Genomic DNA, 11,781 nt, shown 5'->3' with positions numbered 1-11,781 from the left:
AATAGATGTACTACGCTGTCTCGGGGTGGGTCAGATTTAGATGAAATCGGTGGGTTAAGACTCTGTGGAAATCAACAGCCATCGCGCTGAGGCTTGCGAAGGACAGCACAGCCGCTGCAGCGGCAGTAATACGAAGCTTCATATTTATCCCTATTTATTGCAGTTGACGATGTTGATGAACTCCGCACTTCGGTGCCGAGTGGATATTCGGCGCCGTTGAACTGAGTGACTAAACTATATTTTTTCGGCACGATTTATGTAATGGGAACAATGAACCGCGTTGCGCCGATATATCTGATAGAGGGGATCAGATAGTTCTTGCTCGACAGGAAAAATGATGCGATGTGTCGCTACATTGCAGTGCCTCGGGGGTTTAGTTGCCTCTATCCAAGCCGTTAACTCCCCCGCCGGAGGGCGAGAGACGGAAAGTCAGGGCGTTCCCGGGGCAGCCAGATATCAACCATTTATCGCAAATTGATGCGTGAAGTGAGGGGATGGGAGCCCGTTCTGGTTCAGTAGGCGTGCCTTTCGACCAGATTGGGTAGCGCTCCCTCGGCACGAACGTGAGCAGTCTCATGCTCTCGCAGCTTCAGGATGTATCCTCATGTCTGCCAGATTTATCTGATTTGTGGTGAGGCGCTCACAGGGTAAAGTTCTCGTCAAGATTGGCGATCGCAATGTGGTTGAATGAGTACCTGAGCACAGCGAGCGGCCTCATTTACCCATTCAATAATCTGAACCCATTAATTCCATGATGATATTTAATCCCTCCACTTTTACTTTTAATAATTTTGAGATTAATAAGTTAACGAAACAAAAAAACAATGGTTCAACCTTCACCTCCATATTCGACTCGCCTTCTATTCTTCGTATTTTAATTTCGCTGTTACTTGTTAGCGTGTTGCCAACCGCACACGCAGAGTTGGACTTTGATAGCCGGAACCGCTTCATCTTCGAAGAGGGTTCCAAGCGGCTATCGATTGTTATTTCCAATCGAGGTGAACACCCCACTTTGGTGCAGTCCTCTCTATCGTGGGGAGATGGCCGCAAGGCTGAACTCCCTCTTGCGCTGAACAAGCCGATGCAGATCATTGGGCCTGGTCAAAAGGGAGCGGTGGAAGTGTTCTACGAAGGAAGCGGCTTTCCCGAAGATCGTGAAAGCTATTTATTGCTCAGCGTTTTGGATTTGTCGCAAGCCCCGCGCGACCCCAACTCTGTTCAGGTGGCGCTCCTGCATCACTTCAAGCTGTTTTTTCGACCCAAGTTCGAGCAGACAACACAGCAAGCGATTGCGAGCTTGAAGTGGGATATGAGTTCGAGAGCTGCCTATCCAGTGGTGGATAATCCCTCTCCGTATTTCATAACACTCAGCGACATTCAATTGATGGACCACGCAGCCAAAGCTTGCGGACAAGTGGTCGATCACCTGATGGTGGCTCCGTTCTCTCAGCTCACATTGCCGGACTCCGGATGCAAAGCCCCTCTGCGCTCGGCGCGGTACAACTATGTGACGGATAGTGGAAACATGCGCCCCTATCAGGTTCAGTTGTCATCGGGCGGCGTGAATGCAGGTACCGTCGTCGAGTGAAATTCGCTCGGCGCCGTCGCCCTCAAGCCTGCTCGCTGTCACGGCTCTAGGGAACAGCCGGAGTCATCCATTCGCGCAGCGTTTGGAGTGGAGGGTATGCCGCTCGAGTAGACCCAAATCATAGGGTATTCGTCACGGAAACCAATTAGATGGCCAGAAACGTTAAACGGTGATGCCTGCAACGACGTTGCCGTTAGCCTATCATCCGAGCGTGAACACCGACGGACGCGACATCAGTTCTTAAGCTTGGTGACATCTGCCCCGTCGATCGAAACATCGCCTATCAGGCCCGCGTTGATCAACGCAACGACCGGCATCGGCACGGTGGCGATGGTTGTGTCGAGCCCGCCGTTCGCGCCTACCTTCACTGGAGCCGCCCTCCCGGCTCTGAAAGTGATCAGCACCGTCAGAGTGGAAAAGCCCGCGTCAGATGTGACTGTATCGTGGAAGCCCCCCGCTCCACCACGCCCCATCGACCGGGGTATCGTCGCCCCGGTCTGCTGGCGAGGGCGATGACGGCAAATACTGTGAAAACAAGCCGCTGTATCGCTAAACCGAAATCCTGGCCCGCCAGGGTGTCCATCTGAGCCGTGCCCCGTTCTCCAACTGAATGGATGCCCGCTGCTGGTTAGTGGCATCACTGGACGAGGCGCTGTACCGTTATGTGATGGATGCCCGCAACTCCGATACGCCGGTGCGGGCAGCGGACAGCGGCAGAAAGAAGACTAAAACGGGACGCATCTGGGCATGCAAGCGGGATGACCGGATTGCCGCTCCATCGGACCCGCCGCCCCGTGGTTCGCCATCTCGCCGGACAGGCAAGGTAGGCATCCGCAGCAACATCTGCGTCACCATCCTTGCGGAAGCGTGCGGTGGTTGCGATCGGTTGTTCAGCGCAGAACTTGAAGGCGTTCCGCTGGCGGAAGCCGCATGCTGGGCCCACGCCCGCAGGAAAATCTGTGACGTGTAGGTCGGCCCCCGGGCGGGCCACGGCAGAGGAAGCCCTGAAGCACATCAGTGATGTTGTACGCCATTGAGGAGGGACAACACGAGGTCTCTCGGCAACTGAGCGTCTCGCGGCCAGGCAGCCCCGGAGCAGGTCGTTTCTTGCTTCTCTGCATGACTGGTTGGTGGAGAAGAGCACGATGCTGCCGAAAAATCCCGATATGGCGCTCACTTAACACTTTCGATTCGACAACGCCCTGGGGGAGCTCGTTGCCGGGCCGGGTGTTTACTTGTAATAGATTTCTAATTTAGCCGCTGCATTGAAATCGCCGAGCACCGCTTCGTCGGCATTCCACAGTAGCCGAGCCAGCATCTTCTTCTGGACGAATCGATCAATGCTGCCGATCGGTGCTATCGGAAACTCTTTCTTGAACTCAATTTGTTTTTGATCTTCCGCAGACAAAAGCTGAATACCAACAGACTTATTATTGGCCGGCACTAGCGTCTTGTTTGCATCTGACAGATTTCCAGATACCGGGAAGAATCCGCCGCCCAGGCCATATGCACTAGAACACTCCTTGGTCGCTGTAATGGAGAATGGTCGCTCTCGTATCGTCGCCCCCTTTTTCACCGAAGCAGAGCCGAATACACCGAAATCGATGACCCTGGGACTGATGTCCACCGTCGAAGAACAACCGACATAGCGCAGCTTGTCCACCCCCTTCAGACTGACGGTGTAGTTACTATTTGAGACGTTGGCCCCACCTTCTCCGTTGAACTGAACGGCGCGAATAGTATGCAACTTACCTGTAACGGAGCCCTCTTGCCCGGGCTTTCCATCCGCTTTCTTGGCAATGAAGAAACCGAAATCGACATGGAAGGTAGACGCATATCCAGGACATCCTGAGTCGTAATAGCATTCCCTAACCAAGACGTCTAACCGCATCCGGCAGAATTTCCCGCTTTGCATGACCGGTGACGAGCAAAGGTAATCCTGACCGTTGTAGGTTAGGCCTACTTCAACCTGGCCGCCGAGTTGGGTTTGCTTCGGATCGTCGATATTAATATAGAGATAGACCCACTCCGCTGCACCGGGATAGTCTTTCCAGCACTGCAAATCGACCGAGTTTTGTGGCGAACGCCATATCACACTGCCAACAGGTAGCGTTGGCGGAATGGCCACTGTAGTACCTACATCGACCGTTGAAGCAACATAGCCCAAGGTAGTTTTACATGCCAAAGCGTGGCTTTCCTTGGCAAAAATCAGCATCAAGCCGATAAATAAAAAAACGAGGACTTTCTTCATAATTCAGACAGATCTCTGTGCGCAGCTGCTCGAAATCGCTTGTCTGCATGCGCAAGGAACAGGCGGCTTCAGTTGGTGCCGCCTCAACTGAACCACATCGGACAAGACTCTGATTTTCGAGCGCGCAGAATTGCGCTTTGACAAAATATAATCGTAGCGGTTGACTCTATGCACGAACTAGACGGATAAGTCTCGATATCTGACGGATTTATCTGAATCCAGAGGGGCGGAACCTCCCGACAATTCTCAGCTATCCATGCGAGAATCCTGCCTAGCGCCCGCTGAGCGCTCGGTCATAGGCACTGCACTGGAGCAGTTCGGCCTGGATGAACAAAGATTCGAAACCCTGGTCGAAGCCGCCACGTCTAGTGTCGGTATCGCGTTGGCGATCCTTTGTCGCTACGCCAACAATCATCCAATACGCGTCGCATGCAATGGTCTGCCGATATTGCCGCTCGGAGATATCTAGCGGGATCGCTGCCACACCTACAATCCACCGCACGGGTTCACGCGCAGATAGTGTCGGCCGAGCAGCCACACGCTCATTGCGTCGAGCGTGTTTGAACGGTCAGCGTGGCACGCCGACAGTGTCCGCGCCATGCAAGCGCGCGCCCATCGCGCTCAATACGTTGATCTCCGCGATTTCCTGTCTCTGGCCGACAATCATCGACTGTGCGACGGAGCGGACGGCAAAGCTCCGGCCATATTCGCTGGCAAAACGGGACATCGTGAGCGCGCTGACGTGGTGCTTCAGCATCAATCTCAGGAACAGCGTGTCGAATGCCGCGCCTTTGCTGTGCATCAACTGATCGAGTTCCGCGTTCGTCGCCAGCCCCGGCATTGCATTCCGGTTCGCACGGCACTGGTCGATCAGCCGCTCGTATTCCTCGTCATAGCTTCGCGAGCGCCGGTAGGCGTCCGCCATCCACTCCATGCCTGCTTGCGGCGTGATGCGAGGTGCGTTCCACAGCATCAACCACCCCTGCATCTCGCCGATTTCAACGAGCTGCTCGTGCAGGATGCGTTCTGCCAACGCGCGAACGTGAAACGATCCCTTGTCATAGGCAAGCTGCGCCATCAGGACCGCCTGCTCGTGATGCAACGACATGTCCTGCGCAAAGCCCACGTCGACCGAACTGTTGGCGTCGGCGCTACGGGCATTGACGACGAGCACCGTCTGCTGCGTATCGGGGACTGACTCGACCGCGGACGCACGGTGCAGGACGCCTGACCACATCGCGGCGGCCGCGATCAACGCACACGCCACGACCTGCGCGAGCGCAAGACACTTCTTAAGTCGACTCGGTTCCATGTCGCTCCCGCCGGATCACCCGAAGATGGCGGTTCGTACAGTTGACACGACCGACAGCAGCCAATCGGTCGCGCGCCCCCCCGCATTCGACGCCATCGTGCCCTGCACGGTCGCCGGCAGCGTCGCTGCGCTGCTGGACTGCGTCCCGATCGGATAGACCCCGTTGTTGAATTTGAGGACCATGAATCCGTTGTCCTGGCAGGTTACCCAAAGCTGGCCGTTGACGAAACGCGGCGGCGACGAACACCAGTCGGTGGACAGATTTGCGCGAGCATCGGTCGCCAGGCCGGCCAGCAGCTTGACCGGATCGGGTAGCTCACCGTTGAGCAACGGGTCCTGGACAGGCAACATCGCATGCTCCGAGCCCGGCAACGCATTGCGCTCGCCGGGGAGCGCCGGCGGATTGTAGTAGGCGATTTCCTGCGGATGCATTGGATCGACGATATTGAATACGCGAACGCCCGATTGGAAATAGCCGCATGCCAGCGCGGTCGGATTGGCGACCCGGTCGACGCTGCAATAGTGGGTGTCATACTGGAACAAGCCGTTGCCCTTGCTGTCGGCCACGGCCGCCGCATGGTTTTGCGGAAGCTGAATCGCGAGACGAAGATGCGACACGATTTGCGGCTGCTGCTCGTTCGTGATGTCGATAAAACGTACGCCGCCGTTGTCAAGCTCGTCAGTGACGATCAGGTAATGGCGCCCGCCGTAGGTCACCGGAATCGTCTTTTGCGTGACCGAGCCGTCAGTCCAGTAGATCGCACTCACCTGTCGCGCCACTGGCAGCGGACGCCGGTTCTGGATATCGCTGACGTCGACGATCGCGATGCCGGCCGGCAGCGCGCTCGTCAGATACATCCGGTTGCCGTCCGGACTGAACGAGAAGCCGTGATTGGTCAGCAGCGTCGACCCGTTCAGGTAGATCGTCTTGGGCGCCGACGGGTTGCTGACATCGATCGCCGTCATGCTGCCCGGCACGAAACCAGTTGTCCAGTACGTCCGCCCATCCGGCGACCAGCCGCCTTCGTGCGCCGCATTCGCGAGCGGCGGTGTGTTGCTGCTCAACAGCATTCGATTGAGCAATCTGGGATGCGCGCAATTCCTGACGTCGTACAAATCGAACATGCCGACACCGACCCCGGGGCCGACGCCCGCACCCGCCAGCATCGTGCCCTGGTCGTTGACCTTGAGCGACTCCCAGGTGCCCGTGTACATCGCATTGGTGGTCAGGTTGGTCGAGAACGTAGGATGCGCAGGATCGCTCACGTCGATCACTTGCACCCCTTCACGCGTCTTTTTCGGGATGCCGTACCACGACGTTGCCATGTAGGCGCAGGTGCCAGTCGACGAGTTGACCCATGACGCACCTTCGCCGCGATACTGGCCAACCAGCGACAGGTTGCAGGTGTAGCCCTGCTGGTTGCGCCCGCTCTGCCGGTCGGCAAGGGGAACTTGTCCCTGCAACGCCGTTTCCGGCGTGGAACCCGCGCCGCAGTGGGCAGCGGGAACGGCCGTCGCGCCGTTGGTCGAGATGTCGTTCGTGGTGCCCGCCCATGCGAGCGGACCTTCGATGACCGCACCAAGAGCCAGCAGTATCGCGAGCCAGCGGATGCCGAAACGATGTATGCGCCGAATTCGAGTCAAGATTGTCTCCATCTGGTTGTTTATTTGAGCGCTGGCGAGATGAATTCCCCCCACCGAGATGCAATTCAGCACGTAGCTCAGTCACATAGGGCTCGGTGCTTGGATAGGTTAGGAAAACAAACTGACGTGTTTCTGACGCGCGCGGTGAAATGGCAAATTCGGGCATCCCTGCTTTTACCTAGATGTGTTAGCAACTGGCGTCCTGCACATCAGCCACTCGTAATACCTGACCAACTCTATGGACCCGGAAAAACCTCTAAGAAAGCCGATTTCAATGACGGCAGCGCAGACGAAGGGTCCAAGCGTTTTCCTGATCTGAACGCTGTAGAACACACGAACGTAGATGCGCTGAGTATGGAACCCTCAGGCTGGCTTGCCCCACCGGAAAAGTAGCGAATGTGTCCATGACTCAACCTCGCGCCACAATACGTAGTCGGACACGCAAGAATACGGGACCGCAATTGGTCAACAGAACTCGAAACGGGATTGAATGCGGTGTGATCGCCCGATTTGGAGATGGCTACCGCCGCGAGGGGGCGTGACGCGTGTACAGCATCGTGGCCGGTACAGTAGCGTTGGCGCCCACCTCGATCTGAGCTTTGAAAGGAAAGTGTGATGGAGCCGATTGTGTTTGACGCACTGAAATCGCTTGTGAATCGAGCACGACTCCAACAGCGAGCCCGTCTTTCAACCCTTAGAGAAGAAACTATCACTGCAGGATTCTCGGCTGAATCAGTCGACGAAGCGATCAAGTTCTGGGTCGACTACGCGCATCACAAGATGGTCGCGTGAGAAGAAGGGAAAGCAATCAGATCAGTCGCCGAGAATGCGGGAACGTGGTGTTGCCCCGATCGACCTCGATCGCAATGCCCCACACAAGGCAGTCACTTCGCTGAGCATGGCGGACGCATCTTAGTTGCTCCTGCGGTGAGAGCCCACTCGACATCGACCGTGGTCAGGGTGAGTTACAACTGAGCGACTTCACCCATTAGCCCTACTCAGCCGTCTCAATAGGCGCCGAGTTCAGCCACGATGCGGTCCCTTTCGCGAAAAGCACAAGAAAAACGAACGGCGATGCCCGCGAGGACATCGCCGCTTCCGTGTTTCATCTGCGCGTGCGCGCGGACGAGTACAACATCAGTTCTTAAGCTTCGTGACCTTTGTGCCGTTGATTGAGACATCGCCCATCAGGCCCGCGTTGGTCAACACGACGACCTGAACCGGGGCGGTGGCCGTGGTCGTGTCGATCGCGCCGTTTGCGCCGACCTTCACGAGCGCGACCGAGGCGCCGGCACCGGCGGCCCAGCCGTCCGAGTTGCGGAACTCGTCGAGCGCATCTTGCGTCATGAACAGAAACACGATCGCCTTCGACTGCGCGCCGGCCTGCAGGCCGACCGACAGCGACGACGTGTTGTAGTAGCCGACCGTGCTGCCGCCCACGCGCAGCGCGCCGTTTCCGGACTGGCTGCCAACGATGAAGCCGGCCTGCAGAACGCTCGGGAACACGAGCACGCCACGCGCCTTCGCCACGAGCTCGTTCGAACCCTTGACCGTCGAATACAAGCGCGAGAGCGTCGCGTCGACATTCGAGTCGATCGCCTGGCGCTTTGAAGCACTGGTCGCGGCGTTATCAGAATGACCCGTTGTCGTTGTACAGCCAGTGAGTGCGAGGCTACCGGCGATGAGTGCTGCCGCAGCCGTCAGAGTAAAACTCCGTTTTTGCATCGTTTTTCTCCATCGGGTGATGTTTTTTAGTGACCCTCGCTCGAGCGAACGGATCACTCAACTGGTACACCTTCCTTGCCCAACATTGGATAGCAACGTTAGACACGCCAGATGAACTACGAACTCGCCTAGACGATGAACGCATTGCTCTGCTTCCCTATGAGTGGGGCACCGCTATTCGGGCCGGTGACTGGCCTGCGCTGGGCAAGGCCCAAACAGATCCCCAGCCGGAACTGTACGTGAAGGTCAACAACGCCATTCGCTCCTTGCGAGTGCAAGACATTGGCTCGCTGCATTATGGCTCTGTTGGCGGAGAGGTTCGCTTCAACCCCCGCACAAGCAACTTGTGGCTTCGCCGTTTCGATACGCCGGAGGAGATCAAGGAAGCGATTGATGAGTCCGGTAAAGTCAAAGCGAGTGAGCGTCATTTTGTACGGCTACCGTCGGGAACCGCGTGCCCCTGGCCGGGTGTTTGGATCTGTGAAGAGGAGCCTCGCTTAGGAAAGCAAACCATCATGCATGGCACGATCTTCCCCGAAGTCGACGAGAGATCCGCTATTTGGCGACTTATTAAGACGTTGAATAGCCGTTAACGCCCCAGGTATACCTTATGTTCAGCTCAACATAAGCTGTATCTGGAGCGATAACCCCAACCGCGATTTCGACGACAATGTCCGCTTCGTCGGACCGTACCGTCCGATCACACACGAAGCGCACAGCGTCATGAAAGTCGAAAACTCGGAACTCGAAGCGTTCGTCGCCGTGGCGGAACTCGGCACGTTTCATCGCGCGGCGGAGAAGCTGCACCTGACGCAACCGGGGCTGTCGCGCCGCATCCAGAAGCTCGAACAGACGCTCGGTGTCGAGTTGTTCCAGCGCACCACGCGCAGCGTGACGCTGACCGGCGTAGGCCGCCAGTTCCTGCCGATGGCGCGCGAGCAGATCGCGCAGCTCGGGATGATGCTGTCGTCGATCCAGGAGATTGCGGAGAAGCGCTACGGCAAGGTGCGGCTGGCGTGCATCCCGACGGTCGTCGCGCGAGCGCTGCCCGACGTACTGCGCCGCTATGCGGCCAAGTATCCGCAGGTCGCCGTGCAGATCCTCGACGGCAATCACGACTTCGTGCTGTCGCAGGTGCGCGCCGGCCTCGCCGAGTTCGGCGTGAGCCTGCATCCAGGCGACGACGACGATCTCGCGTTCGACCCGCTCTTCACCGACCGCTACGTGCTCGCCGCTCACGAAAGCGATCCGCTGACACGCCTGGACGCCGTCACGCTCGGCGAACTGCGGCACGCGAAACTGATCATCGGCGGGCGCGACAGCGGCAACCGCTTGCTGCTCGAAATGCTGATGGGCCAGGAAGCGGTGCGCACGCGCTGGTTCTACGAGGTCGAGCACATCTCGTGCGTCACGGCGCTCGTCGGGGCCGGCGTCGGCTGCGCGATCCTGCCCGAAAGCGCCCTGCGCGCGTACGGCTCATCCGCCGTCCACGCGGTGCCGATCGCGAGCCCGACGATCGATCGCACGGTCGGCATCGTGCGGCATCGCAGCATCTCGATGTCCAGTTTCGCGGCGGACCTGTACGGACTGGTGAAGGCCTCGCTCGCCTGAGTCCGCGCGCTCCCCCGGCAGACAGCCGGCTGCATTGATGCCGGTTTCGCATGAATCACGAGCTAAACGGCATTGGACGCCCGGCAAATGGCCGGCGACGATGGTGTCCGATACGAATGCCGGACACGGGCCATGCGCCGTGCCGGACGGACTCAGGAGGAGCCACCATGCATTTCGACGTGATCCTGCGTCGCGGCGAACTGATCGACGGCACCGGCGCGGCACGCTTCGACGCCGATCTCGGCGTGACGGGCGAACGCATCGCGGCGATCGGCGACCTGGGTGAGGCGACGGCTACGCGCACGATCGACGCGAGCGGCCTGGTCGTCGCACCGGGTTTCATCGACAGTCACACGCACGACGACGCGTTCGTGCTCACCGATCCCGACGTCGAGCCCAAGGTCGCGCAGGGCGTCACGACGGTAATCGCGGGCAACTGCGGGATCAGCCTCGCGCCGCTGCTCGCCGAGCGCGACGTGCCGCAGCCGCTCGACCTGCTCGGCGCGTGGCAGGCGTTCCGCTTCCCGTCGTTCCGCGCGTATCTTGACGCGCTCGACGCCACGCCAGCCGCCGTCAACACTGCCGCGCTCGTCGGCCATTCGACGCTGCGCGTGCGGCACATGGCCGATCTCAAACGCGCGGCCGACGCGTCGGAGATCGCGGCGATGGTCGCCGACGTGCGCGAAGCGATGGCGGCCGGCGCGTTCGGCGTGTCGTCGGGCACCTTCTATCCGCCCGCCGCGGCCGCGACCACCGCCGAGCTGATCGACGTGTGCGCGCCGCTGCGCGACACGGGCGGCGTGTTTGCGACGCACCTGCGCGACGAAGCCGACGCGATCATCACGTCGCTCGACGAGGCGTTCTCGATCGGGCGCGCGCTCGACGTGCGCGTCGTGCTGTCGCATCACAAGGTGGCCGGCAAGGCCAACCACGGCCGCTCAGTCGAAACGCTCGCGCACATCGACGCGCAGCGGGCGCGGCAACCGCTGTGCCTCGACTGCCACCCGTATCCAGCCACGTCGACGATGCTGCGCGCGGACCGCATCCGCCAGTCGTCGCGCGTGATGCTCGCGTGGTCGAAGCCGCATCCCAGACTCGCGGGCCGCGATTTTCACGACCTGCTGCCGCTGTTCGGCGATTCCGTCGAAGCGGCGATCGACGCGCTGCGCCCGGCCGGCGCGATCTACTTCGTGATGGACGAGGCCGACGTCGAGCGCATCATGCGCCACGAGCTGACGATGGTCGGCTCGGACGGCCTGCCAAACGACACGCGACCGCACCCACGTCTGTGGGGCACCTTTCCGCGCGTGCTCGGCGAATTCTCGCGCGAGCGCGGCCTGTTCCCGCTGGAGACGGCCGTGCGCAAGATGACAGGCCTCACCGCAGAGCAGTTCGGCATCGTGGGGCGTGGGCGGCTCGCTGTCGGTCACTATGCGGACTTAGTTGTTCTCGACCCCGATCGCGTGATCGATCGCGCGACCTTCGTGAACCCGACGCTTCGCCCCGAAGGTATCGAGTATGTATTCGTTAACGGCCAGGTCGTCTTGGAGCAGGGCCTGCATACCGGAGTGCGTGCAGGGCGGGCACTGCGCCGAGCTATCTAGGATAGGTTCTGGACTTGGACGTTTCATCTCCCACAGCAACCTTCCC

Annotated in this window: 10 protein-coding genes; 5 read left to right on the top strand and 5 right to left on the bottom strand. The window is 59.2% G+C overall.

Features of this window, described 5'->3' with window-relative positions:
* Positions 1-751 precede the first annotated feature (751 nt).
* Positions 752-1,588: a fimbrial biogenesis chaperone gene (locus RZR99_RS05045; RefSeq protein ID WP_323118624.1), complete on the top strand. Its 837-nt coding sequence runs from the start codon at positions 752-754 to the stop codon at positions 1,586-1,588.
* Between the two features lie 233 nt (positions 1,589-1,821).
* On the opposite strand, the gene RZR99_RS05040 is transcribed toward RZR99_RS05045, so the two are convergent.
* Positions 1,822-1,956, bottom strand: coding sequence for a hypothetical protein (locus RZR99_RS05040; protein ID WP_323118644.1), 135 nt, complete (start codon positions 1,954-1,956; stop codon positions 1,822-1,824).
* A 263-nt stretch (positions 1,957-2,219) separates the two neighbouring features.
* On the opposite strand from RZR99_RS05040, the gene RZR99_RS05035 reads away from it, so the two are divergent.
* Complete coding sequence (locus RZR99_RS05035; RefSeq protein ID WP_323118623.1) at positions 2,220-2,558, top strand: IS66 family transposase; 339 nt, start codon at positions 2,220-2,222, stop codon at positions 2,556-2,558.
* Between the two features lie 261 nt (positions 2,559-2,819).
* Here RZR99_RS05035 and RZR99_RS05030 read toward each other — a convergent pair whose 3' ends face one another.
* The 4 genes from RZR99_RS05030 to RZR99_RS05015 form a co-directional block, all read right to left on the bottom strand.
* Entirely contained in the window at positions 2,820-3,839 is a 1,020-nt protein-coding gene (locus tag RZR99_RS05030) for a fimbrial protein (RefSeq protein ID WP_323118622.1), read from the bottom strand.
* Positions 3,840-4,407: 568 nt separating this feature from the next.
* Entirely contained in the window at positions 4,408-5,151 is a 744-nt protein-coding gene (locus RZR99_RS05025; protein WP_323118621.1) for a DUF305 domain-containing protein, read from the bottom strand.
* Positions 5,152-5,166: 15 nt separating this feature from the next.
* Entirely contained in the window at positions 5,167-6,867 is a 1,701-nt protein-coding gene (locus RZR99_RS05020) for an LVIVD repeat-containing protein (protein ID WP_323118620.1), read from the bottom strand.
* Between the two features lie 1,065 nt (positions 6,868-7,932).
* The gene (locus tag RZR99_RS05015; protein WP_323118619.1) at positions 7,933-8,520 is read right to left on the bottom strand and encodes a BPSL1445 family SYLF domain-containing lipoprotein; all 588 of its coding nucleotides are present in this window, start codon (positions 8,518-8,520) and stop codon (positions 7,933-7,935) included.
* Positions 8,521-8,549: 29 nt separating this feature from the next.
* Here RZR99_RS05015 and RZR99_RS05010 point away from each other — a divergent pair, with 29 nt between their 5' ends.
* From RZR99_RS05010 to RZR99_RS05000, 3 genes are all read left to right on the top strand, one after another.
* Entirely contained in the window at positions 8,550-9,113 is a 564-nt protein-coding gene (locus tag RZR99_RS05010; RefSeq protein ID WP_323118618.1) for a type VI immunity family protein, read from the top strand.
* A gap of 130 nt (positions 9,114-9,243) precedes the next feature.
* Positions 9,244-10,131 carry a LysR family transcriptional regulator gene (locus tag RZR99_RS05005; RefSeq protein ID WP_323118617.1) on the top strand — a complete coding sequence of 296 codons (888 nt, stop codon included), beginning with the start codon at positions 9,244-9,246 and terminating at the stop codon, positions 10,129-10,131.
* 167 nt (positions 10,132-10,298) lie between these two features.
* Positions 10,299-11,735: an N-acyl-D-amino-acid deacylase family protein gene (locus RZR99_RS05000; RefSeq protein WP_323118616.1), complete on the top strand. Its 1,437-nt coding sequence runs from the start codon at positions 10,299-10,301 to the stop codon at positions 11,733-11,735.
* Positions 11,736-11,781 lie beyond the last annotated feature (46 nt).

It is taken from the genome of Burkholderia alba (assembly GCF_034721475.1).
Lineage (GTDB): Bacteria > Pseudomonadota > Gammaproteobacteria > Burkholderiales > Burkholderiaceae > Burkholderia > Burkholderia alba.
This window is presented reverse-complemented; position numbering and strand designations above follow the sequence as displayed.

Bases quoted from the DNA above. Each gene is read 5' to 3' on its own strand.
- RZR99_RS05000 (WP_323118616.1), top strand. From the start codon at position 10,299: ATGCATTTCGACGTGATCCTGCGTCGCGGCGAACTGATCGACGGCACC.
- RZR99_RS05025 (WP_323118621.1), bottom strand. From the start codon at position 5,151: ATGGAACCGAGTCGACTTAAGAAGTGTCTTGCGCTCGCGCAGGTCGTG.
- RZR99_RS05005 (WP_323118617.1), top strand. From the start codon at position 9,244: ATGAAAGTCGAAAACTCGGAACTCGAAGCGTTCGTCGCCGTGGCGGAA.
- RZR99_RS05030 (WP_323118622.1), bottom strand. From the start codon at position 3,839: ATGAAGAAAGTCCTCGTTTTTTTATTTATCGGCTTGATGCTGATTTTT.
- RZR99_RS05045 (WP_323118624.1), top strand. From the start codon at position 752: ATGATGATATTTAATCCCTCCACTTTTACTTTTAATAATTTTGAGATT.
- RZR99_RS05015 (WP_323118619.1), bottom strand. From the start codon at position 8,520: ATGCAAAAACGGAGTTTTACTCTGACGGCTGCGGCAGCACTCATCGCC.